General features: G+C 34.7%; 20 protein-coding genes. 15 read left to right on the top strand and 5 right to left on the bottom strand.

What is annotated here, in order from left to right; translation table 11 throughout:
• Positions 1 to 50: 50 nt before the first annotated feature.
• Positions 51 to 1,385, bottom strand: coding sequence for a PAS domain-containing sensor histidine kinase (locus tag P2W75_RS15070; protein ID WP_276381101.1), 1,335 nt, complete (start codon positions 1,383 to 1,385; stop codon positions 51 to 53).
• A gap of 1 nt (position 1,386) precedes the next feature.
• Positions 1,387 to 2,736 (bottom strand): sigma-54 dependent transcriptional regulator, encoded by a 1,350-nt coding sequence (locus P2W75_RS15075; protein ID WP_276381102.1) that lies wholly within the window; start codon positions 2,734 to 2,736, stop codon positions 1,387 to 1,389.
• 287 nt (positions 2,737 to 3,023) lie between these two features.
• On the opposite strand from P2W75_RS15075, the gene P2W75_RS15080 reads away from it, so the two are divergent.
• The 8 genes from P2W75_RS15080 (at position 3,024) to P2W75_RS15115 (ending at position 13,686) form a co-directional block, all read left to right on the top strand.
• Positions 3,024 to 3,734, top strand: a complete 711-nt coding sequence (locus P2W75_RS15080; protein ID WP_207296028.1) for an ABC transporter ATP-binding protein — start codon at positions 3,024 to 3,026, stop codon at positions 3,732 to 3,734.
• A 4-nt stretch (positions 3,735 to 3,738) separates the two neighbouring features.
• Positions 3,739 to 6,162 (top strand): ABC transporter permease, encoded by a 2,424-nt coding sequence (locus P2W75_RS15085; RefSeq protein WP_276381103.1) that lies wholly within the window; start codon positions 3,739 to 3,741, stop codon positions 6,160 to 6,162.
• 134 nt (positions 6,163 to 6,296) lie between these two features.
• The gene (locus P2W75_RS15090; RefSeq protein WP_276381104.1) at positions 6,297 to 7,208 is read left to right on the top strand and encodes a phytanoyl-CoA dioxygenase family protein; all 912 of its coding nucleotides are present in this window, start codon (positions 6,297 to 6,299) and stop codon (positions 7,206 to 7,208) included.
• Positions 7,209 to 7,381: 173 nt separating this feature from the next.
• Positions 7,382 to 9,523: a catalase gene (locus P2W75_RS15095; protein WP_207296025.1), complete on the top strand. Its 2,142-nt coding sequence runs from the start codon at positions 7,382 to 7,384 to the stop codon at positions 9,521 to 9,523.
• A 187-nt stretch (positions 9,524 to 9,710) separates the two neighbouring features.
• Entirely contained in the window at positions 9,711 to 10,109 is a 399-nt protein-coding gene (locus tag P2W75_RS15100; RefSeq protein ID WP_207296024.1) for a YidH family protein, read from the top strand.
• Positions 10,106 to 10,828, top strand: coding sequence for a YqjF family protein (locus tag P2W75_RS15105; protein ID WP_276381105.1), 723 nt, complete (start codon positions 10,106 to 10,108; stop codon positions 10,826 to 10,828). The genes P2W75_RS15100 and P2W75_RS15105 overlap by 4 nt, the downstream gene beginning before the upstream one ends.
• A 103-nt stretch (positions 10,829 to 10,931) precedes the next feature.
• Complete coding sequence (locus P2W75_RS15110) at positions 10,932 to 11,090, top strand: hypothetical protein (protein ID WP_276381106.1); 159 nt, start codon at positions 10,932 to 10,934, stop codon at positions 11,088 to 11,090.
• 313 nt (positions 11,091 to 11,403) lie between these two features.
• Positions 11,404 to 13,686 (top strand): cation:proton antiporter, encoded by a 2,283-nt coding sequence (locus P2W75_RS15115; RefSeq protein WP_276381107.1) that lies wholly within the window; start codon positions 11,404 to 11,406, stop codon positions 13,684 to 13,686.
• Positions 13,687 to 13,772: 86 nt separating this feature from the next.
• Here P2W75_RS15115 and P2W75_RS15120 read toward each other — a convergent pair whose 3' ends face one another.
• Both P2W75_RS15120 and P2W75_RS15125 read right to left on the bottom strand, forming a co-directional pair.
• The gene (locus P2W75_RS15120; protein ID WP_207296021.1) at positions 13,773 to 14,819 is read right to left on the bottom strand and encodes a beta-ketoacyl-ACP synthase III; all 1,047 of its coding nucleotides are present in this window, start codon (positions 14,817 to 14,819) and stop codon (positions 13,773 to 13,775) included.
• Positions 14,820 to 14,869: 50 nt separating this feature from the next.
• Entirely contained in the window at positions 14,870 to 15,961 is a 1,092-nt protein-coding gene (locus P2W75_RS15125) for a hypothetical protein (RefSeq protein WP_276381108.1), read from the bottom strand.
• Positions 15,962 to 16,475: 514 nt separating this feature from the next.
• Between P2W75_RS15125 and P2W75_RS15130 the strand changes: the two genes are divergently transcribed.
• The 7 genes from P2W75_RS15130 to P2W75_RS15160 all read left to right on the top strand — a co-directional run bounded on the left by P2W75_RS15130 (position 16,476) and on the right by P2W75_RS15160 (position 24,422).
• Positions 16,476 to 17,306 (top strand): AraC family transcriptional regulator, encoded by an 831-nt coding sequence (locus tag P2W75_RS15130; protein ID WP_276381109.1) that lies wholly within the window; start codon positions 16,476 to 16,478, stop codon positions 17,304 to 17,306.
• An 84-nt stretch (positions 17,307 to 17,390) separates the two neighbouring features.
• Positions 17,391 to 18,281 (top strand): 4,5-DOPA dioxygenase extradiol, encoded by an 891-nt coding sequence (ygiD, locus tag P2W75_RS15135; RefSeq protein ID WP_276381110.1) that lies wholly within the window; start codon positions 17,391 to 17,393, stop codon positions 18,279 to 18,281.
• 71 nt (positions 18,282 to 18,352) lie between these two features.
• The gene (locus tag P2W75_RS15140) at positions 18,353 to 19,009 is read left to right on the top strand and encodes an alpha/beta hydrolase (protein WP_276381111.1); all 657 of its coding nucleotides are present in this window, start codon (positions 18,353 to 18,355) and stop codon (positions 19,007 to 19,009) included.
• Positions 19,010 to 19,125: 116 nt separating this feature from the next.
• Complete coding sequence (locus P2W75_RS15145; RefSeq protein WP_276381112.1) at positions 19,126 to 19,803, top strand: response regulator transcription factor; 678 nt, start codon at positions 19,126 to 19,128, stop codon at positions 19,801 to 19,803.
• Positions 19,793 to 21,061, top strand: a complete 1,269-nt coding sequence (locus tag P2W75_RS15150; RefSeq protein WP_276381113.1) for a HAMP domain-containing sensor histidine kinase — start codon at positions 19,793 to 19,795, stop codon at positions 21,059 to 21,061. Before P2W75_RS15145 ends, P2W75_RS15150 begins: the two co-directional genes overlap by 11 nt.
• Positions 21,062 to 21,123: 62 nt before the next feature.
• Positions 21,124 to 23,550, top strand: coding sequence for a TonB-dependent receptor domain-containing protein (locus tag P2W75_RS15155; RefSeq protein ID WP_276381114.1), 2,427 nt, complete (start codon positions 21,124 to 21,126; stop codon positions 23,548 to 23,550).
• Positions 23,551 to 23,648: 98 nt separating this feature from the next.
• Positions 23,649 to 24,422, top strand: coding sequence for a phosphatase PAP2 family protein (locus P2W75_RS15160; RefSeq protein WP_276381115.1), 774 nt, complete (start codon positions 23,649 to 23,651; stop codon positions 24,420 to 24,422).
• 162 nt (positions 24,423 to 24,584) lie between these two features.
• On the opposite strand, the gene P2W75_RS15165 is transcribed toward P2W75_RS15160, so the two are convergent.
• Entirely contained in the window at positions 24,585 to 25,718 is a 1,134-nt protein-coding gene (locus P2W75_RS15165; RefSeq protein ID WP_276381116.1) for an efflux RND transporter periplasmic adaptor subunit, read from the bottom strand.
• Position 25,719 lies beyond the last annotated feature (1 nt).

Raw genomic sequence — 25,719 nt, forward strand, 5'->3', positions numbered from 1 at the left:
ATTGAATTTCTATACTCTGAAACAGAATATTTCTTTAATTTAAAAAATAATTACTCTACAATCAAACAGATTTCAAATACCGTTTTTTCGTTTTCTCTTTTATGCGAAATATAACCGCCGTGCGCTTCTATAATATTTTTAGATAAAGTTAAACCAATTCCCGCGCCTTCGTTACGGGTAGTGAAAAAAGGCAGAAAAATTTTGTCTTCGATTTCTTTTTCGATTCCCATTCCGTTGTCGGCTATTTTTATGAAAAGCCTGTTTTCTCTGGCTTCCACCGAAAGTACAATTTGTTTTTGGAATGTATTTTTTAAAGCATATAAAGAATTTGTAAGCAGATTAATAAAAACTTGTTCAAACTGCTGCGTATCAGCCCAAACAGAATGTTTGATGGAAATCGTATTGAGAACTTCAATTCCTTCATTTTTCAAAAGCGGATTCATAATTTGAAGTGCGTTTTCGATCAAATCTGTTACATCTGTTTTTTGTTTTTTAGGCGAAGGCAGCATGGCAAGTTTTCGATAGCCTTCTACAAATTTCTGAAGATGATCACTTCGTCTCAGCATTGTTTCAACGCTGGTTTTGATATCTTCCAAATCTTCGTTAGAAAGCGAATCCTGTTCAACCAAATCCTGCAGATTCTGGCAGATGGAACGAATGGGCGTTATGGAATTTAAAAGTTCGTGCGAGATCACTTTCATTAAATTAATCCACGCGTCTTTTTCTTTTTTCTCTACCACATTTTGAATCGAATCTAGTAAAACGATACAATATTCTTTCTCAAAAATTTCAGTTCGTGAAGCTTGTAAAACAAACGTCTGCTTACTTTCCTGATTGATACTAATATCAATTGCCGTTTTTATTTCGTGAAAATCATCTTCTTCAATTACTTCGCATAAAGAAGGAAGCTGATTTTTAAGGTATTTCCATTTTGAAACTTTCGGTACCTTAAAATGATTCGAAAAGTAATCGTTCATCAAAAAAATTGTCCAATCAGTTTCTTGTTTTTCTAAAATAATAACGCCCGATTCGATATTATTTAAAATTGAACGATAAATAATATCTCTTGAAATTTGTTCATTTTGTCTGCCTTTCAGCGTTTCGTATAAATGAAACAAATCGTCGTAGGTTTTATTGAATTTATGTTTTGAAAAATCAGAACTAAAATCATCCTGCAAGATCGAAGAAATTGTTTTATCGTAAATCTGTACAAAATTCTTGACATAAAAATACATTTCCCGTACCAGCAGAAAAACCACGCAAAACCCAAACACTCCCGTAAAAATCAAGTCGATTTTAAAAAAATACATCGAAAACTCGATTGCAATTACGATCAGGATTAACCGCAGAAAAAGCAGTTTATAAGTTTGTAACGATTTAAACATATTAGTTTATATTGATATTATATTTCTCCAAACGTCGGTACAAAGAACCTCTCGACAAACCAAGTTCTTCTGCCGTTTTACTGATATTATTGTTATTTTTGAGAAGTGCCTTTTCAACCGCAGCTTTTTCAACCGAGGAAAGCTGGCTGTCGTCTGAGTTTTCTTCATACGGTGTAATGGTTTCCAAATCCAAATCGGCAACGTTTATCGTATTGTTTTCGCAGAGAATTACGGCGCGTTCAATTTTATTTTCCATTTCGCGGATGTTACCGTTCCAAGCGTGTTTTTCAATTTGTTCGAGAACTTTTTTATCAAAAGTAATTTCCTCTCTTTCATATTTTTCGATCATTTTATCGAGAAGATATTCGGCAAGTGGAATTTTATCTTCGTATCGTTCTCGCAGCGGCGGCAGCACAATTTCCATTGTATTGATTCGGTAATACAAATCTTCCCTGAAATTTTTCTCGGCTACTTCTTGTTTCAGGTTTAAATTGGTTGCTGTGATAATCCTGACATTTAAAGGTCTGGCTTTGGTTTCTCCCAAACGCGTTATGGTTTTGGTTTGAATAACCTGCAGTAATTTGGATTGCAGATGAAGCGGAACATTGCCTATTTCATCGAGGAAAATAGTTCCGTTCTGCGCCATTTCAAAACGTCCGGGTGTATCATTTTTAGCATCGGTAAAAGCACCTTTGGCATAACCAAACAATTCACTTTCAAAAATATTCGAATTCAAAGATCCTAAATCAACCGCTACAAAAGGCTGGTTTTTTCTTTCTGACTGGCTGAAAATATGATGCGCCAGCACAAATTTTCCGGTTCCGTTTTCACCTAAAATCAAAACATTGGCATCCGTTTTAGCGACTTTATCAGCCAGAGAATAGGCTCTTTTTATACTTTCTGAATTGCCTATAAAAAATTCATTTTTAATTTCGGTTTCTTGATTTTTTCTCTGTTCTTTCCGGCTTTTGTCTACGGCTTGTTTCACTGATTCCAACAATTTTTTATTCTCCCACGGTTTTAAAATGTAATCAAAAGCACCGTTTTTTAAACCTTCGACAGCGGTTTCTACTTTACCAAAAGCGGTCATTAAAATTACAACGGTTTTTGGCGAAAGCGTTTTTATTTCTTTCAAAACATACAAACCTTCTCTTCCATCTTCAAAACCTATTCTGTAATTCATGTCCAATAACACCACATCAATAGTATTTTTTGCCAGCAATTCGACAATATTTTTCGGATTATTAAGCGTATAAATGTTTTCAAAATACTTTTTGAGGTACACTTTTGAGGCAAAAAGGATGTCTTCCTGATCGTCTATGATTAAAATTGAAGCGTTTGTCTTTTTCATCTATGTTCAGTTTTGGACGAAAGGTGTCCATTAATGGACAGTCCAGTTCACTTTCAAAAAATAATGTTTTAAAAATAAGGCAGTTACAGCATTTAAATTTCTGGCACGAAAATCCTTTTTAGAACTGGTAAATCATTAATAATTAACAGCTTTCGAAAGTAAAAATAACAAAATAAACCTCGAAAAATCAGCATAAATTATCTTAATTTTCAGGTCTGTTTCTTTTGCTTTAGAAAGTATAATAAATCGAAAAACGAACATCAATCAAACAATTAAAAAATCAATTTATGATTAACATTCAAAAACTTTCTAAAGTATTTAGAACCGATGAATTAGAAACCAGAGCTTTAAGTGAAATTTCATTAACTATTAACGAAGGCGATTTTATCTCGATTATGGGACCTTCGGGAAGCGGAAAATCTACTTTATTAAACATTATTGGTCTTTTAGACAGCGCTAGTTCTGGAAGTTATCAGCTTCTGGAACAGGAAATGGTGGGCTTAAAAGAGAAATTGAAAGCAAAAGCACGAAAAGAAAACATTGGATTTATTTTTCAAAACTTCAATTTAATTGATGAAATATCGGTTTTTGAAAATATCGAACTGCCTTTGATTTACAATAATGTTCCTGCTTCCGAAAGAAAAAACCGAGTAAATGATATTGCCAAAATATTAGGAATTTCACATCGCTTGAAACATTTTCCGCAGCAGCTTTCGGGCGGACAACAGCAGCGTGTGGCTGTTGCCAGAGCTTTAATCAACAATCCGAAAATTATTCTGGCAGATGAACCAACAGGAAACTTAGACAGTAGAAACGGAAATGAAGTGATGGAATTACTGACTGATCTTCATGCAAGCGGTTCAACAATTTTGATGGTAACACATTCTGATTATGACGCTTCTTTTTCGCAGAAAACCATTTTGATGAAAGACGGTGTTATTCTTTCAGAAAAAATGAATCAGAAAAATGTGGATGTTTTGGTAACTTCTAAAATCTAAGATCATGCTGAAAAACTGGATAAATGTATTTACGTATCATGTAAAGAACAACAAGCTTTTTACAGCTTTGAATATTTTAGGTCTCAGCATTGGGATTGCGGGATTGATTTTTGCCATTTTGTACTGGAACGACGAACATAGTTATGACCAATGGAATCCTAATAAAGACAATGTTTTTCTGGTTGCCAATCAAATGGATCCTACCACATATTGGGCTTCGAGTTCAGCTCCTATAGGTTCTGCGATTAAAGAAAATGCTCCAGAAGTCGAATCGTATTGTTATATAAATGGTTATTATGAAAATGATATCATTCGTTTTAACAACAAAAAAGTCCAAACCGATAAAATCGTACTTGCTCAAAAAAACTTCTTCGATTATTTTCCTTATACTTTTATTGAAGGAAATCCTAAAAATGCTTTGCCAGATGTTAACAGCATTTGTTTGTCTGACCAGCTGGCCTATCAAATTTTTGGCAGCGAAAGTGCACTAGGACAAAAGGTTGTTTTACGAAACAAAGTACTGATAGTAAGAGGCGTTTATAAGCTTGACAAAAAATCAGCCTATAACCCATCGTGCGTGGTTAATTTTATGGACAAATATATAAGCAGCACTATTTTATATTGGGGAAATTTTCAATTTGTACTGCTTGTAAAATTAAAAAATCCTGAAGATCAGCATCGTGTCGAGTCTAATCTTTATAAATTGTATTTTGAACATCTGACAGCTCCACGTGCTAAAGAAGAAGGCATGAGTTCGGAAGATTTTATTAAAAAGTATGGCGCTGTAATACCCCATTTAGAACCTTTATCAACTGTTCGCCTACACAGTAAAACTGGCGGAATGGCAGAACCAAAAGGAAATTACCAATTTCTCCTTATTATGATTGGATTGTCGGTTTTAATCCTGATTTTGTCTATTGTCAATTATGTAAATTCTGCAACAGCAAACGCCATAAAAAGAGCCAAAGAAGTGGGTGTGAGAAAAATTATCGGTGCTTCAAAATCAGCTATAATCCAGCAGTTTATTTTTGAAACTGCTATTATAACCTTATTTTCAATTTTGATTGCGCTGGTCATAGCCGAACTTTCTCTGCCGTATTATAACACGTTTTTAGAAAAAACATTAGTACTACAAAGCAGTCAGTTTTATGGACAGCTTGTGGTTATATTTATCGTTACGGTAATCGCCGCAGGAATATTTCCAGCACTTTATGTCGCTAATTTTGAAGCTTTAAAAGTTTTAAAAGGAAATTTTGGACGAAGCAAAAGCGGTGTCTGGCTCCGCAACGGAATGTTGATTTTTCAATTTGCTGTGGCTTCTTTCTTTATCATTGGTTCGTATATTGTGTATCAGCAGATTGAACACATGAATTCGAAAGAATTAGGTTTTAACGGAGACCAAGTCATAAACATTACTTATCGAAATATGTATGGTGATGGCATGACAGACCAAACCCGAATTGACCGATATGACCAAATTAAAAATCAATTACTGCACTTAAAAGGTGTTAAACAAGTAGCTGGAGGTGCTTTTGTAATGGGCAATGGAGCCAAATCAACAATCTCTTATCATTATAAAGATATTAGTGTAGACGGAGATAATATTCCCGTTGATTTTGGAGCTTTGGAAATGTTGAAAATCAAAATGGTTCAAGGTCGTTCTTTTAGTCCAAAATATTCTCAAGATACGATTAACAGCATGCTGGTTAATGAAACTGCCTTGAAATTATTACACGAAAAAGATCCTATTGGCAAAAAGATTGTCTGGAACGGCCAGGAAATGTATTTGGTTGGAGTGGTAAAAGATTTTAATCTTGAAAATCCTAGTGAAAGCATTAAACCAATGTCTTTTTTTCACTTTAAAACTGTAAAATGGTTTGCAGGTTCACTAAATAATATTTATATAACTGTGGATCCTAAAACGATGAATGAAACACTTTCTGAAATCGAAAATTATTGGAAAAAGAATGTCGATTCAGATTATCCGTTTATCTATAATTTTGTAGACAAAGAATACAAAAAATCATATAGCAGTTATGTGAAACAGAAAAATCTTTTTTCGCTGCTAAATATAATCGTAATTGTGATTGCCCTTTTTGGCTTATTTGCTCTGGCTTCTTACTCGATTGAAAGACGCATGAAAGAAATCGCCATCCGAAAAACATTGGGTGCCGAAACGAATGTTTTATTAAAAGAGCTTTGCAAACAATATGTAATTTTCAGCATTATCGGATTTGTGATTACAATAGTTCCTGTATATTATCTGCTGAATAAATGGCTGGAAAATTTTGCTTACCGAATTCAAATTTCAATACTTCCATTCATAATCGGGTTTAGTGTTTTATTATTGCTGACCTTGCTTGTAGTACTTTCAAGAGCGTATCAAGCTACAAAAGTAGATGTGCTGCGTTATTTAAAATACGAATAAACGATTTCAATTTTATAAAAGCTTCAGGTTTTCCTGAGGCTTTTTTTATAAAGCAAAAAACAGGTATTTTTACTTTTCATACAAAATTTGAAATGCCTTATTTTTGGCTTTGTATCAACCAAAAAACAAAACTTATGCCTTGGACTGTGCTTGAACCTTTATGGAAACGTGCTGTAGAACCTGAATCGGCAAAAACCGATCATTCCAATTGGGACAATGAAATTAAAACTTTGTATCAATTAGGAATTGGTATGGAAGATACGCTGCGTTATTTACATTTAGAAAAGCCAGATTTTGAATCGTTTAAAAATTGGATCAACAATCGAAAAAGAGATACTTTTTATGCCATAGAAGATTTATCCGAAAATGTCCTTTCTGAAGAAGACCTTGAATTCTGGAATCAAAATGGTTATATCGTAGTTAAAAATGCTATTTCGAAAGAAGACTGCGAAAAAACACAAAAGGCTATTTGGGAATATTTAAAAATTAATCCTAACGACAAGCGAAGCTGGTACATTCGACATGAAGATCAAAAAGGATTAATGCTTAACTTTTCGGATCATGAAACCTTAAACCGCAACCGTTTTTCGCCACGAGTAAAAAAAGCATATGAGCAACTTTACAAAACCACTAAAATATACAAAACGATAGATAAAGTAAGTTTTAATCCGCCGGAAACAAACGATTTTGTCTTTTTAGGAAGTCCGCTTCATTGGGATATGAGCTTAAGAAAACCGCTTACATCTTCACTGCAAGGATTATTTTATCTTACTGACTGTGGACCAGATGATGGGGCTTTTCACTGTGTTCCAGGATTTCATAATCGAATTAACCAATGGCTGGACGAACTTAAACCGCATGAAAATCCACGGGATAAAATACTAAATGAACAAGCCAAACCTATTGCAGCCAATGCTGGGGATTTTATCATTTGGGACAGCAGACTGCCGCATTGTGCAACGGCCAATACTGGAGAAAAACCAAGAATGGTGCAATACCTTACCTATCTTCCAGACGATTATAATGCTTCGGGAGACTGGATTTAATTCTTTATGGCAATTGTAGAACATACAATTCTAATTTTATAAAATCATAAAAATCTTATGAATTAATTTTGAAGAAGAATATCAGACCAATTGTAACTATTTATAAATCTGCATTTAACAATTGAAAAAATATTCTAATAACTTCAAAAAAATTTAACTAATTAAGATATTTTATGGAAAATTTTCAAGACGAAAAACAGCGCGACTTATCAAAAAATATATCTGACGGAACCGACCAGTTTTTGACTACTGATCAAGGTGTTAAAATCAATGATGACAACAACTCGCTTAAAGCTGGCGAAAGAGGACCTTCATTATTAGAAGACTTTATTTTAAGAGAAAAAATTACGCATTTTGACCACGAACGAATTCCAGAAAGAATTGTTCACGCAAGAGGTTCAGGAGCGCACGGTTATTTCGAAGTAACCAATCCAATTCCAGAATTAACCAAAGCAGGCTTTCTTCAGGAAATGGGACAAAAAACACCTGTATTTGTTCGATTCTCAACTGTTGCTGGATCGAAAGGATCTACTGATCTTGCGCGAGACGCCAGAGGATTTGCCGTTAAATTTTACACACAAGAAGGGAATTATGATTTAGTTGCCAATAATATTCCCGTATTTTTTATACAAGATGCAGCCAAATTTCCAGACTTAATTCATGCTGTAAAACCTGAGCCTCACAACGAAATGCCTCAAGCAGCCTCTGCACATGATACTTTTTGGGATTTTATTTCACTCATGCCAGAATCTATGCACATGATTATGTGGGTCATGTCTGATCGAGCGATTCCAAGAAGCTTTCGAATGATGGAAGGATTTGGAGTGCATACTTTCCGATTGGTGAATGCTAAAAATGAATCTGTTTTTGTAAAATTCCATTGGAAACCTAAACTGGGAACACATGGAGTTGCTTGGGACGAAGCGCAGAAAATCTCAGGAAAAAATTCAGATTTCCATAAAGAAGATTTGTGGGAAGCGATCGAATCAGGGAATTTTCCAGAATGGGAATTGGGTGTTCAAATCATTCCTACTGAAGATGAGCACAAATACGAATTTGATTTACTGGATCCTACCAAAATTGTTCCCGAAGAATTAGTTCCCGTTACCATAATTGGGAAAATGGTACTAAACAAAAACCCTGAAAATTTCTTTGCTGAAACGGAACAAATCGCTTTTCATCCCGGACATATTGTGCCTGGAATTGATTTTACAAACGATCCATTATTACAAGGAAGATTATTTTCTTATACCGATACACAACTTTCTAGATTAGGAAGCCCTAACTTTCATGAAATTCCGATCAATAGAAGCATTGCTCCTGTTCACAATAATCAGCGTGACGGTCACATGCGTCAGGAAATTAATAAAGGACAAGTTAGTTACCACCCTAATTCGCTTGGAGGCGGGTGTCCATATCAGGCAATGATTAAAGATGGTGGTTTTTCGAGTTTTAACGAACGTGTTGATGCTCATAAAGTGCGTGAAAGAAGCGAAAGTTTTAACGACCATTTTGGGCAAGCGAAATTATTTTTCAACAGCCAGACTGATGAAGAAAAAAGCCATATTGTAAAAGCCCTGCGTTTTGAACTTGGAAAAGTAAAATCTTCTGCTGTAAGAGTTCGAGTGCTGGGATTATTATCTCAAGTTGACAAAAAACTGGCTGAAAAAGTAGCCGTAGGATTGGGTGAAAAAGTTCCAGCATCACCAGAAACCCCAATGAATAAAGGTGTTTCTCCTGAAAATGAAGGTGGAAACCAAGAACCAACTACGAGTAAACAATCGGTAAAAGAATCTGCTGCCTTAAGTATGATTAAAAATCCGACAAATTCTCCAACCATTGAAACAAGAAAAGTAGCTGTGATCTGTACGAACGGCGTTTCAGAAAAAGCAGTTAACAATATTAAAAATGCGCTTTTAAAAGAAAAAGCTCAGGCAAGCATCATTGCACCAAACTTAGGATCAATCTCTACCGATACCGGCGGAGCCATAACTGCAGATTTCAGTTTTTTAACTGCGTCATCTGTATTGTTTGATGCCATTTATGTCCCTCACGGATCCGATTTAAGCGAGATAGCAGACAGCGGTGAAGTTCAGGAATTCCTTAACGATGCCTATAAACACTGCAAAGTAATTGGTGCTGATGGTGAGGCTTCTAAAATAGTAAGCAATGCGCCTTTTATTGCGGAAATTACCAATTTTGATTCGGGAATTGTAATGACTAGCGAAATAGCAACAGCTGGTTTTGCCAAGGAATTTATAAATGCCATGAAAATGCACCGTTTCTGGCAGCGCGAACCAAACTTATACAATTAAAATACCTGTTTAATACTTTTTCATTCTTTATCTGAAAAACATCTGTGTTTGTGCACAGGTGTTTTTTTTATTTCAAATAAAACCTTAATAATCAAGTAGATATTTTATAAAAATTTGCAATTCATAGTATAAAAAGAATAAATGAAGAGTTTTTAAATTTAAATTAAGAATTAAAAATAATACCATTATGGAGAAAAATAACAAACAAATGATTAATGAGCACATGTCAAATGAAAGAACATTTTTGTCTTGGATAAGAACCGGAATCGGAATCATGGTTTTTGGATTTGTGATTGTAAAATTTTCTTTGTTTGTCAATCAGCTGCCAGCGTCATTATTTCAAGAATCTAATATTCCAAAAAACGGTTTCACAATTGTGATTGGTATTGCACTTGTACTGACCGGAGCATTAACAATTGTTTTATCCTATTGGAAATACAAACAAGCTCATAAATTACTTCAGGAAGGCAGGTATTTATATTCAACTTTATTACTTACCATACTTACTGTAGTAATTTTTGTAATGAGTATCATTATTATAACCTATTTAGTCATAGCGGCATATCCGTTTAATTTCTCAATATGAGTACCGTAGATAACATATTATCCGATAGTTCGAACAGATATTATCCTCTTCGGCAGAAAAAATGGAAATATTATCAGGAATGGCATACTACTGTATTTTTTCACTGGGAAATTCCCCTCTATTTTATTGAAGAATACATTCCAGACGGGCTTGAGATTGACACTTTCAACAATATGGCCTGGATCTCACTTGTATCATTCGAAGTAAAAAAAATGCGGTTGAGAAACTTACCAGCCTTTCCGTATATCTCTAATTTTCAAGAAATAAATCTAAGAACGTATGTCAAGAAAGATGGAATTCAAGGTATTTATCTTTTTTCAATTGAAACTAATAAATTGATTCAAGTTCTGCTTTCAAAAGTTTTTATAGGTCTGCCTTACCAAAAATCAGAAATAATACGCTCTGGAAATCATCTTCAATCTAAAAATGATGAACTAAACCATCAGCTTGATATGGTTATGAGGCAGAATACACCTTTAAAAAATAAAACAATAATAGATACCTGGCTTACCGAACGTCATGCTTTATACGAAATGATTAATGATGAACTGTATCGTTTTGATATACATCATAAAGAATGGAATCTTCGAGGTTTGGATATTTTGATAAAAGAAGTTTTTTATCAAGCCGGAAACTATACCGCTAATACCTATCCTGACATTATTCATTATGCAGATAAATTGGAAGTCATTTTATGGGGAAGAGAAAAAACCCCTTAGTGTGAATTCTATAACATTGGACAATAATTATGTAAAAACGGTGTATATGAGATTTATATTTTCGAATTGAAATAATTATCTCACAAAATATAAAATTATCCCCATGAAAAATCAAACTTTAAGAATTTCCGTACTCGTGCTATTAATCTCGCTTCTTAATTACAGCTGTGCACCGCACTGTGATGACGAAGATTACAGAAAAGATCCGCCACAAGCCAATATTTATAAAGTTGATTCGCTAAAAGTTTCAGATTTGGACTAAGTTCAAATATTGCCTTAGAATTGTCATGTTTAAATCCCGCCCAAAAGCGGGATTTTTTACTGTATAGAATAAAGTTTTTAACAATCTTTCTCAGTCAAAATACGAATTGGTTTTAGCAGCATCTTCCTGCACGTCCTTATTTCATTACAATTTTTTTCTAGCTTATTACAAAATTGGATTATGTGCATTTGCCGTCCGTCTATTTTGTTATAAAATTGCGCAGAATTTATAAACCCATCTCGATAAGCCAAACAGTTTTTGAGTACTTTTAATGACTAAAAACCGCAGTCGAGAATATCAAATTAATCAAGGAATGAAAAAGTTTAGAAACACTATTTTTTATGTCGGCATTATCGGAGGATTCTCCGTTTTAATGTATTGGATTATTCTAATGGGCGTAAAATTAGAAACGGGAAGAAACCTTAAAATACCCACCTCAGATAAAAGCCAATGGAATGAATTTCTTGATTCTCTTATTAAAAACCTACACCACCCACTGGCGCTTTTACTAGCTCAGATTGTTACCATAATTTTTGTGGCGCGTATTTTTGGATGGATCTGCATCAAAATGAAACAACCTGCTGTTATTGGCGAAATGATTGCGGGAATTGTAATGGGGCCTTCCTTAATTGGAATGTATTTTCCTGAATTTTCAGCCGTACTTTTTCCCACAGAATCACTTGGAAACCTTCAATTCCTGAGCCAGATTGGTCTGATTCTTTTTATGTACATCGTAGGTATGGAGATCGATATGAAAATCTTAAGAAACAAAGCCCACGACGCTGTTGTCATAAGCCACGCCAGTATCATTATACCTTTCGTTTTAGGAATGGGTCTCGCCTATTTTATTTACGATGAATTTGCTCCTGCTGATGTTCAGTTTACTTCATTCGGATTATTTGCCGGAATTGCCATGAGTATTACAGCTTTTCCAGTTTTAGCAAGAATTGTGCAGGAACGCGGTATTCATAAAACAAGATTAGGAACTATTGTAATTACCTGCGCTGCAGCAGACGATATTACTGCTTGGTGTATTCTGGCAGTTGTAATTGCCATAGTAAAAGCAGGTTCATTTGGAAGCGCTATTTACACCGTTCTTTTAGCTTTAGGATATGTATTTTTAATGATAAAAGTTGTTCGTCCGTTCCTAAAAAGAATTGGTGATTTATATGCAGCAACTGACAAATTAAGCAAACCAATCGTTGCGATTTTTTTCCTTACCTTGGTTGTATCTTCTTATTTAACTGAGATTATTGGTATTCACGCTTTATTTGGAGCATTTATTGCCGGAGCAATTATGCCTGAAAATATCCGATTCAGAAACTTATTCATTGAAAAAGTGGAAGACGTTGCGTTGGTGCTTTTACTGCCTTTATTCTTTGTATTTACAGGTTTAAGAACCCAAATTGGTCTATTAAACGAACCTTATTTATGGAAAATAGCTGGATTGATTTTCTTGGTAGCTGTAGCTGGTAAGTTTCTGAGCAGTACGCTGGCGGCCAAATTTGTGGGTCAGAGCTGGAAAGACAGTTTATCAATCGGAGCATTGATGAATACCAGAGGTTTAACTGAATTAGTAGCTTTAAATATTGGTTACGATTTAGGCGTTTTAACTCCAGAATTATTCTCTATGATGGTCATTATGGCACTTGCAACAACATTTATGACTGGACCTACCTTGGATTTGATTAACTGGTTTTTTAAATCCAGTAAAGACGATACGGAAGAAGATATTATCTTAAAAAACAAATACAGAATCTTATTGTCATTTGACCGACCAGAATCTGGAAGAGCCTTACTTAAAGTTGCCGACGGCCTTACGAATAAAAGAGCCGAAAGTTCTGAAATTACAGCCATGCATTTGCTTCCAATCGAACAAATACATCATTACAATACAGATACTTACGAGATTGAAAAATTCAAAGAAGTCATTGATGAATCAACTGCTTTAAACCGAAATATTACAACGATGTTTAAAGCTTCTGCCGATATTGATAACGAAATCGTAAATGTCGCGAATAAAAGTAAAAACGATTTACTGCTTATTGGTCTTGGGCAGTCCATTTATGAAGGAAGTTTGCTGGGACGTGTTCTTGGTTTTACAACTCGAATGATTAATCCTGAAAAGATTTTAAATACCGTTACCGGAAAAGAAAACATCCTTGAATCTGCTCCATTTGATGATGGTACAAGGCAGATTATCGCCAAATCGCAGATTCCAGTTGGAATTTTAATTGACAAAGATTTAACGGATATCTCAACGATTTTCATTCCGCTTTTTGAAACAAAAGACTGGGAATTAATTGAAAATTACGTTCAGAAATTCATTCAAAATATCGATCCCAGAATTATTATTCTAGACGCCCAAGGAAATATCGAAGCCGATTTAGACACCAAAGAAAGAATTAGATTAATGGAGCAGGCAGCACCCAATCAACTTTCATTTAAAAAAGAACAAACAATAGATAAAGATTTCTTGGAACACCAGAATCTTATGGTTATCAGCATTGACAGCTGGAAACATCTAATGGATACAAAAAGCCCTTGGCTGTCTAATATTCCTTCTACTTTAATAATTTCAGACGATAAAAAATAATCGTTTTAATTCTATCACCAATAAAAAGAGAAAAGCCTTTAGAATGAACTAAAGGCTTTTCTCTTTGTTTGTTTTAAAATGAAAAATTACTGTTCTATTAAAACACTTTCTATTTCAGCAGTTTTTGCAAAGGTTTCAACGTCTCTTTTCTCACGCATCACACCCCATTTCAAACACGCAGCTCCCCAAGAGAATCCTGCTCCGAAAGTAGTAATCAGTAATTTTTGTCCTTCATTAAAATCATCTTTAAAATCCCATAAACACAATGGAATCGTTGCCGATGTTGTATTTCCATAACGCTGGATATTTACTTTTACTTTTTCCGAAGGAATATTTAAGCTTTCGCCCACTGCATTTATAATTCTTAAATTAGCCTGATGCGGCACAACCCAGTCAATATCATCAGAATCTAATTTGTTTTTAGCCAAAACATCTTGAGAAACCTGGCTCATAGAAGCAACTGCTCTTTTAAATACAAAAGAACCATCTTGTTTCAAATAATGATCTCTGTGTAAAAGACTCTGCATAGCAGCCGGCTCTTTAGAACCTCCAGCAGGAACTAACAATGATGCTGTTCCGCTTCCATCAGTACGAAGAATACTTTTCATTAATCCGTAACCTGATTCTGTTTTTTCCAATAAAACCGCTCCTGCTCCATCGCCAAAAAGAATACAAGTATTTCTGTCTTCATAATCTACAATTGAGCTCATTTTATCGGCACCTACGACCATTATTTTTTCATAACGTCCGCTTTCAATCATATTCGCGCCCATTTCAAGAGCATATAAAAATCCGCTGCAAGCCGCATTAAGATCTAGTCCAAAGGCATTTGTTAAACCACTCATTTCGCAAACCTTACTTGCTGTTGGAGCTAAAATATGGTCTGGAGTGGCAGTTGCTAAAATAAGTACTTCGATTTCCTCGCGGTCTACTTTATAATTTTTAATCAAGTTATCGATAGCGGCACAAGCAAGATCAGAAGTTGCTACATTATCGTCGGCAATACGGCGTTCTAAAATTCCTGTTCTTTTTTCGATCCATTCTTCAGAAGTATCAACTGTTTCTGAAATTTTTTTATTATTGAGGATAGCAGGCGGTACATAACCTCCAACTGCTGTTATTACTGCATTCATTGTTTTTGTTTTTTGTTTCTGCTTGCGTTTGTATAATCAGGTGCTGATTATTACATATAAACGCTTTTTATTCTTTTTTTATTGGGCTTTCTAAACGATTCATAACAACTGAATGCTGTTTTTAAAAGCGCTGTACCTGGAAATAAGGTCAAAACACTAGAACCTATAATAAAGGTTCCCATAACCATTAAATCCTGAAAAGATTCTTTATGTAAATCGTTAAAATGGACTGCCAGTATTAGGAAAATTACCATTACCAGACCTGAAGCCAAAACCATAAAGAATGTTTTTGCCGTAGCATTTACTACTGCATCTTGAGTTTTTGAGGCATTTTTATAATAACCGAATGCCGTATCGGTTTGAAGAAAAGCTGCAATTGCTGCGATAGTTATACCTCCAAAGAAAGAAATCTGCATTAAACTCTCTGAATTCCAAACTAATATCTTACAAACGTAAGAAAGCAGGAAATAACTAAAAATAAGCGATAAAAATGGCGCGGATGCCAAAATATAACTCTTGTAACGCATTACAATAAATAGAAAATACACTAATCCCAAAATCATGAAATAGTAATCTTCGGCATTTTCTATGGTTAATTCTAAAACCAGACAGGCTGTAACCAATATGGCGGTCAAAAAACTGATGATTTTATGAGTCAGCACAACACTTACTGCTTTAACCAATGCAGTAATACCTTTCTCGATTTTGTCATTTGCTTTTTGAAGTATTCTTTCTGAAAAAGAAAGTTTCAAATCGTCTTGCTGGCGTTCTTCATTAATATGACCTAATGACAAACTGCCTAAAACAGGCAGAAGCATAAAAGCATTAATGACTGCTATTGATAATCCTGCAGCTGACACCCACACAAAATCTTTAAACGGGACAAACTGAATCTGGAACCCCCAAACAAGCAACAGCAGTAAAGTGATAAAGGAAAGTACAACTGTCCAAAAATTTACTGACACTGCTTGTCTAACTGCCAATTTTGCATCCGTTTCTGAAGATTTTTTATTTTGATGTACAGAATACAGTAGTATCGTATTTACCAGCAGCGAAAATCCTAAGCTTAAAATGATGGCCGCTGTTAATAATGATGAATACTCTACTTCAAATAAATCGATAAAAAAAAGTACTCCAAACATTACATTTAGCGAACAGCCAATACTAATCAGGACCGAAACTAAGTCTTTGAGAAATAAATAACTAACTGCAAATAAGCCAATGAACATAGTCAAAATTTCGTAAGTCTCGATTTTGTAAAATGTTATTGGCAGTCTTTCAAGCGACAAAAAACCCGAAATTAAAAAAAATACAGGCAGTATACTGAGTATCACGGCCTTATTATGAGAGTCGATTTTCATTACATATTCTATTGTTTGATTAAATTGTTAAAAAAAACAATTGTACCGCAATCATTGTGCCGTACATGGCTTTTGACACTAATAATTTGGAAATGTCAAATAATACAAATCGGGTGTCAGTATTATTTTTGTTCTAGATTCAATTATCATAAAAAACTAATTTTCAATTGACAATTATAAAATCATTACCTAAAATTATAAATTGAATATGAAGTTTAAATGAAGAAATGCAATATGTATTTCAGGCAAATCCATTACAAATTTGTACTTTTAAATTTTTAACACACAATTAAAAATGGAAGAAATCTTTAAGATCTTCAAAATTAATATCGCAGAATCCGATAAAATTCAGCGTTCTGTAAACGAACCCCATTATCATGATTTTGAAGAATTAATTATTGGAAAAGAAGGACGGCTGGAACATTTTATAGATTTTCAGTCCGATCTTATTGATGCTCCATTTATCAGTTTTGTAACTCGCGGAAAAGTGCATCGGGCAAAACCACTGCCAAAAGACGGAAAATGTGATATGTGGGTTTTGCGTTTTAAAAGTGAATTTGTAGCAGAATCGGCATTTCAGCTCTATGCTTCTTTTCATGAAAATGCTAATGTCGAAATGCCGGAACACAATTGTTTTGGAAGACTTGCTACAATCTGCGAAATCATTTATGATGAATATCAGCAGGAAAGACCCGATCTTGCCGTAATCCGACAATTACTGAGCGCCTTATTTACCATAATTGAATCGGAAAGACGAAAGCTAAATCTCAACAACGAAGAATCCAAAAAAATACAAGGATCAACTTTTAGAAATTTCCTTCGTCTCCTTGAAGAATATTACAGACAGCCAAAAGACGTTCATTTTTATGCCGAAAAATTATTCATGACAGTTCGAAACCTAAACAACATCTGCCAGAATATCTTACAGCAGAGTGTTTCTGAAATTATAGAAACTCGAAAATTGACGGAAGCCAAAAACCTTTTAATTACAACCGACAAAACGATTTCTGAAATTGGTTTCGAACTCGGATTCAAAGAAAAAACGTATTTCACCCACGCTTTTAAAAAGAAATCAGGAATGACGCCAACCGAATTTAGAGACGATATGTCGAAACTCATTTCCTAAAAACACAATCATTCTTCCGATTTGTGTTACCTCATTTCTTGACATTATACCGAAATTTGCATCCTAATCATCCACATAAATTTTATGGAACGCAAAGATTTTTTAAAAGCCATGGCCATTTTGCCTTTAGGAGCAAGTGCTTTACAACTCACCGACCTGCAAAAAGCAGCAAAAAGTTTTGAAGCCACGCCTAGAATGCCTGTTCTGTTTCTAGGACATGGTAATCCAATGAATGCGCTTTACGATAATACTTTTACAAGAGGATTTCAAAATATAGCCAAAGACCTTCCAAAACCAAATGCCATTTTATGTATTTCGGCACACTGGGAAACAAAAGGAACATTTGTAACCGCAATGGAACAGCCTAAAACCATTCATGATTTTGGAGGATTTCCGCAGGCTTTATTTGATGTCGAATATCCAGCTCCGGGAAGTCCTGAACTAGCTTTGGAAACCCAAAAATTAATTACATCAGTTCCAGTTGGTTTAGACCACAATTGGGGACTCGATCACGGTTGTTGGACAGTTATCAAATTTTTATATCCAAATGCTGATATTCCTGTTATCCAGATGAGCATCGATTATACCAAACCTGCTTCGTACCATTATGCTTTAGCTAAAGAAATTGCGGCACTTCGTCATAAAGGAGTTTTAATTGTTGGAAGCGGTAATACGGTTCACAACCTTAGAATGGCGGCGTGGGATAAAATGAACGAAGTTGGATATGCTTATGACTGGGCGACTGCTGCCAATGAAAAAATGAAAAAAATGATTTTAGAAGGCGATCACCAATCTTTAATCAGTTTTGAAAAACAAGGGAAAGAATTCCTGCTGGCAGTTCCTACTCCAGAACATTACATGCCTTTGATTTACACCTTGGCTTTACAAGAAAAAGACGAAAAGACAACCATTTTTAACGACAGCATTCTGGCAGGATCATTAAATATGATGTCGGTTAAAATTGACAAAGCCTAATGAAGAAAAAGTTTTTATTCCTTTCTTCCGCCTTTATTCTGATTATAACCATCTCTAGTTTTAATGTAAAAATGAACACAATAGCTCAAAAACCAAAACTGTATTACAAAGCAAGGCAGCCTAAAATAAAATCTGAAAAACCGCCTTTGGTAATTCTGCTTCACGGAGTGGGCAGTAACGAACAAAATATGTTTTCCTTTGCTGATGCATTACCAGATCAATATCTGGTAGTTTCTGCCAGAGGTCCGCTGACATTTGGACCTATTAGTTTTGCTTGGTTTCAAGTAGATTTTTCAACTGGAAAACCTATCATCAATGAAAAACAAGCCGAAGAAGCCCGAATTGCCATTCTTGAATTTATTGATGATTTAAAAACCGAACAATCATTTGATGAAAACAAAGTGTATTTGGCAGGTTTCAGCCAAGGAGGAATTATGAGTTACAGTGCAGCTCTTACACAGCCTGATAAAATAAAAGGTATTGCCGTAATGAGCGGCCGACTGCTTCCGGAAATAAAACCAATTATTGCTTCTGAAGATCAGTTAAAACCATTACGCATTTTTATTTCACACGGAAACCAAGATCACGTTTTACAATTTCAATATGCGCTGGACGCTCAGGAATATTTGAAATCAAAAAATCTCGAACCTGAATTTCATCAGTATAATGAAGATCATACCATTAACCACGAAATGCTTAAAGATCTCGTAAAATGGCTTAATCAGTAAAATACAAACCTGCAGAAAAATTTATCTGCAGGTTTTTTGTTTTAAAAAACACTTCGAAACCGCATCAATTTGAAAAAATTCAAAATTCATTCAAAATTGATTTGCTAAATTGCATTATGAAAATCCTGATAATAGAAGACGAACGTGAATTGGCTCAAAGTATTAAGAACTACTTTCAGCCAAATGGTGTGCATTGTGAAATGGCTGGCAACTACAAAACTGCTCTTCAAAAAATAAGCATTTACGATTATGACTGCATATTATTAGACTTAATGCTTCCCGATGGAGATGGTTTTGATATTCTGAAAGAACTCAAAAACAAACAAAAAACAGAAGGCATAATTATCATCTCGGCAAAAGAAACTCTGGATACCCGAATTGAAGGTTTTACTCTCGGTGCCGACGATTATTTGACCAAACCTTTTCATTTATCAGAACTTCTGGTGCGTATTCAGGCGCTTGTACGACGAAAAAACTTCAAAGGCAGTAATAATGTTGTCTTTAATGAAATTAGTATTGATATATTTGCCAAAACGGTTTCGGTACAAAATAAACCCGCAGATTTTACCAAAAAAGAAATCGATCTTTTACTATTTTTAATCGGAAATCAGAATAAAGTTTTATCAAAAGGCGCAATTGCCGAACATTTGTCTGGAGACATGGCAGATATGCTTGATAATCATGATTTTGTTTACGCACATATCAAGAATTTAAAAAAGAAACTAACCAAAGCCGGAAGCGGTGATTACATTAAAACAATTTATGGTTTAGGTTATAAATGGCATGAAGAATAAAAAATTACTAAATACAACCACCAGTAGTTTTCTGGTTTATGCCGTAATTATTTTACTGCTTAGTGCTCCTGTCTTTTATGCGATCAGCCAATGGCTTTATATTTATGAAACCGATGAAGTACTCCTGTTTCATAAAGGTTCTTTTATCAAACAAAGCCATAAAAGTTATACCGAATCAGATATTGCAGCCTGGAACAAATACAATCGAAATGTTGATATCGTGGCCGATATGGGCGTAAAAAAAGATTCGATTGTAAGCAAAATGCTGTTCGATTCTATTGCCAATGAAAAAGAACCTTTTCGCGTGCTTTACACACCAGTTCAAATCAACGGAAAGAAATACACGTATATCGAAAGAAGCAATATGGTCGAAATGGAGGGCATGGTTTACAGCATTGCCGTCATGTTTTTATGTGTGATTATTATTTTAATGATTGGGATTATTTGGATTTCAAAAGCTACAGCGGCCAAAATCTGGAAACCTTTCTATAACACGCTTGAACAAATTCAGGATTTTGAAATTGATAAAAACAAAGCACCTCAGTTTATTGAAACTGATATTGACGAATTTGATCGTTTGAACAAAAGTTTGGAACGTCTTATCGAAAAAAATACTGCTATTTATAAAAGCCAAAGAGAATTTATAGAAAATGCTGCCCACGAATTGCAGACTCCGTTGGCACTTTTTCAAAGTAAAATCGATACATTATCCCAATTTCCTGATTTATCTGAAGAACAGTCAGAACTTTTGGGTTCGCTGAACAATGATGTTTCGCGAATGAACCGATTGAATAAAAACCTGCTGCTATTGTCTAAAATTGATAATGACAGTTATTTTGAAAAAACCACTATTTCTCTGGATGCTTCCCTAAATCGTCATTTGGACTTTTTTATCGAACAAGCCGAATCCAAGCATTTATCTGTAAATATTGAAACCGAAACCGATATTACTATTCATTCGAATACTGTTTTAATCGAAGTCTTGATTAATAATTTGTTTTTAAATGCCATTCGTCATAATGTTAAAGGCGGAAAAATAAATATTTCAACCACTTCTGATGCCCTTACTTTTTCGAATACAGGAAAAAATACCGCTTTAAATTCGGAAAAACTTTTCAATCGTTTTTCAAAATCCGATCCTTCTTCTCAAGGAAATGGACTTGGATTGGCTATTGTCAAAAAAATTACTGAACTCAACAACTGGGATTTGGTCTATACGTTTGATGAAAATCTCCATCATTTTACTGTAAAATTCTAAAATTCAAATTTTCTCCAAAATCACATTAGAAATTCGCTGTATAAATTTTAAAATATACAATCGTGAATTTTCTAAAAGCCATTCTTCCACTAAAAACTATCTCTAGTATTGTATGCGTGCTGTTTTGCATTTTGAGCACCGCGCAGACTAAAACGGTCACGATTTCAGGAACCATAAAAGATCATACTGCTAAAACGGCACTTCCGTACGCCAATGTCATTTTAAAATCAAAAGATCAAAAAGTCGCATCTGGAACCGTTACCAATGAAAAAGGAATCTTTACCATTGAAAATATCAAACCCGGAAATTATATTCTAGAAGTCAGTTCTGTTGGTTTTATGACTAAAACCCAAAGTCTATTTGTGGGTTCTATGTCGGATTACTTAAACATTGACAATATAACTTTATCTGAAGATGCTCAAACTCTTAACGAAGTTGTGGTCAATTCCAAGCAAGAATCCGTTACCAATAAAATGGATAAAAAAAGCTTCAATATGAGTGATAATATTACGCAAAGCGGAGGTTCAGTTTTACAAGCCATGCAGAATCTTCCGGGCGTAACGACTCAAGATGGAAAACTTCTTTTAAGAGGAAATGACAAAGTCATGATTTTAATTGATGGAAAACAGACTGCTTTAACCGGATTTAATGGTCAAACGGGTTTGGATAATATTCCGGCATCTGCCATTGAAAAAATTGAAATCATCAACAATCCTTCTTCTAAATACGATGCAAACGGAAATGCTGGAATTATCAATATTATCTACAAGAAAAACAAACAAGAAGGTTTTAACGGAAAAATAGGTCTTACATCTGGCTATGGTTCTTTGTGGGAACGAAAAGCCAATCTGCCAACCATTACGCCTCAATACAAGGTTACTCCGAAAATAAACCCTTCTCTTTCTTTAAATTATAAAAAAGAAAAAGTAAATGTTTATTTTCAAGGCGATTATCTGTATACCGAAACGCTCAACAAAAATGAATTCGTGACCCGAACTTACAATGACGGAACGATTATAAACCAGCAGACGAAACGAAATCGCGATACACAGTTTACCACTTTTAAAACTGGAATCGACTGGGCAATTAATGAAAATAATAACTTTTCGTTTTCTACTTTATATGGAAGTGAAAAAATTCTGGATCACGGAGAAGAACCTTTTTTCAATGCTGATTATTCTGAAAGACAACGTTTATGGAAGTTTATAGAAGATGAATTAAAAACTACCATTACAGCTTCGACTTCTTATCAGCATAAATTTAAAGAAGCAGGTCATGTTTTAAATGCGGGACTTAATTATACTTTTCACAGAGAAAACGAAAAATATTTCTTTGATAACATAATGCCTGATTTTACCGGAAAAGATGCATTTAAATTACTTTCGGATGAAAGTGTTTTGGATATCAATTTAGATTATACAAAACCTTTAAAATACGGCCGATTTGAAACGGGTGCCAAAATTAGAAGCCGAAACATACCAACCAACATGCAGTTTTTTCCGGGAACTAATTCGCCAATCGACAGCAATGCCGGAGGAAAAGCCACATATGAAGAAATTATTCCGGCTGTTTATGGAAATTACATTTTCGAATCGAACCGGATTGAAGCCGAAGCCGGATTGCGAATGGAATACATCAACCTGCAATATAAAGTAAATCCAAATCATCCGACTTATAAAAGTGATGGATATAATTATTTTCAGCCTTTCCCGAACGTTCGTCTAGCTTACAAAATAAATGACACACATAAATTATCGCTTTTTTACAATCGCAGAGTCGATCGTCCCAATGAAGTAGACATTCGAATATTTCCGAAATACGATGATGCGGAAATTATCAAAGTTGGAAATCCAGGACTTCGTCCGCAGTTTACTAATACGCTGGAATTGGGTTATAAAGCTTCTATAAATAATGGCTATTTTTTCGCTTCACTGTATAACAAATTCGCCAACGGAACCATTACGCGCATTGCTGTAACACAACCCAATAGTGATTTGATTTATAATGTATTTCAAAACGCCGGAAAAAGTTCTATGACGGGAATGGAAATGATTTTTTCTAAAAAGCCTTTTGCATGGTATTCTTTTAACCTGAATGCAAGTTTGTATCAGAATGTTATTAATGCTTTTACGGTTCATATTTTATATCCCTCGCCCATTACTTTTTCAGATGAAAAGCAAAACATTACCACTGGAAATATCAAATGGAACAATACGTTCAATTTTTCTAAGACATTTACAGGACAATTATCGGCTGTTTATCTAGCTCCCGATATTATTCCGCAGGGAAAAATCGATGCTAGATTTTCGATAGATGCTGGTATTAAAAAAGCTGTTCAAAAAGGAAAAGGAGAATTCTTTGTAAATGCCACAGATCTCTTGAATTCACTGGTAATTAAAAAAGAAATAAACGGAACCAATTTCAGTTATACAAGCCATGATTATTACGAAACTCAGGTCGTTCGTTTTGGTTACAATTACAAATTTTAAAATTCAAAATTAATTCAAAATCATATTAGAATTTCGCTTTATAATTTAATCGAAATCTTATTGCTATAAAACTACGCTTACTTTAAATTTCCTCAAAAATGAACAAAAGCATTGTTTTATTATCGTGGCTGATCTGTACTTGTACGCTTTCTGCGCAAGAAACTGTTCAAAATGATAGTATTCAAACGGATACTATTAAGCCTTCAAAATTCAGTTACAAACAACTTATTATTCCTACTGCCCTTATTGGTTATGGAGTAATTGGTATTGAGAGCGATCAGCTGAAAAGCTGGAATTCACAAATTCGTGATGAAGTAAAAGAAGATATCGACGAGAAAATTTCGATAGACGATTTCAGTCAGTGGGCGCCCGCCGCTTCGGTTTTTGCATTGGACGCTTTTGGCGTAAAAGCCAAACACAGTTTACGAGATCGAACCGTAATTTTTGCAACTTCGTATGCTATTATGACCGCAACGGTTATGAGTTTAAAGTCCATAACTAAAGTCGAAAGGCCTGACGGAAGTTCTAAAAACTCTTTTCCTTCTGGACATACCGCAACTGCTTTTGCCGGAGCCGAAATGTTATGGCAGGAATACAAAGATAAGTCAATATGGTACGGAATTGCGGGTTATGCCGTAGCAACCGGAACAGGACTTTTTAGAATTTACAACAACAGACATTGGTTAACGGATGTCGCAGCCGGCGCCGGAATTGGTATTTTAAGTACCAAAATGGCGTATTGGCTGAATCCTTATATTACAAAAACTTTATTTGGTAAAGATCACCAAGAAAGTAAACCTACAACTTTCGTAATGCCAAGTTACGATCAGAACTCCAAAACCATTGGGTTGAGTTTTGTCAAGACTTTTTAAAAGTTGAGTCATAACGTTTTTTTACCACAAAGGCGCTATGGTATAAATAATAAAATTAAAAAAGGCAGTGATCATAAATATCACTGCCTTTTTCGTTATAAACTAAATTGTATTTTCGGTTCCAATAATTGGAATTTGGAATTTAAAAATTTGAACTTACACTTATTGTGCACTTTCATTCATTGCTTTCATCAAAAGCGTATACGCATTTTTAATCACTACTTTTGAAGAAGCAGTAATAACTTCCGAAGAAAATTGTTTGAATCCATTTTGAGCAATTCCTGCTTTTACTTCTACTAATTTATAGCTGTTGTTTCCGTTATCTTCAAAAACATAACTTTTACCTTTCCAGTCTGCAATCGCATTTTCAGGCAGGGTTAACTGTTTTTTATTGCTAATATGAATATCGGCATTTACGAAAAGTCCCGGCAGAAATAAAGGATTATAACGATCTAATCTTGCGATAACTTCGGCTGCACGATCCTGATTCAAACTGTGATTGATAAACTGAATTTTTGCAGTGAATTTCTTTTCTGGATTTGAATTGCTGTAAACTTCCAGCTTTTGTCCTTCTTTAAGCGACTGAACATCTTTTTCGAAAACATTAAAAGTCAGCATTACATCTTGAATATTCGTCAATTCAAAAAGCATTTCCGTTGGCGCAACATATTTACCGTTATTGATGTTTACTTTCGAAACCAAACCATTTACGGGAGAAACCACATTAATTGCTTTGGTAATGGTTGAAGCCGTTAATCTATTTACGTTAAGCCCCAGCAATTCCAGTTTTTGTGCCAATGATGCCATTGCAATTCGCTGTGTTTCACGTTCGGCTGTAACTTGTTCAAAAACTTTATCACTGCTTGCTTTTTTCGCATTCAATTCTTTCTGACGGCTGAATTCTAAATTCGCTGCTTTAAACTGCTCTTTGGCAGTTAAATAATCCTGTTGCAGCTGAATGTATTGCATGTCTTCAATTACAGCCAGAACCTGCCCTTTTCGAACATGCATTCCCGCTACAATATTGGTCTTTTTGATATAACCTCCTAACGGAAAAGTGACATTTACCAGACTGTTTGGCGGCACGGTAACTTCTCCCTGAAGCTGTACAATAGCGCTGAGTTCTTTTTCTTGAGGATTTCCGGTAATTATTCCAGCATTTTTAGCTTGTTCAGCCGATAAGGTTATGATATTAGAATCTAATTTTACAGCTTCTGTTGGTTTATTTTCTTCTTTTTTACCGCATGCTGCCAGCATCAAAATGGCTGTAAACGCAAAAATGATTTTCTTTTTCATT

This window comes from Flavobacterium sp. H4147 (assembly GCF_029360735.1).
Classification (GTDB): Bacteria; Bacteroidota; Bacteroidia; order Flavobacteriales; family Flavobacteriaceae; genus Flavobacterium; species Flavobacterium endoglycinae.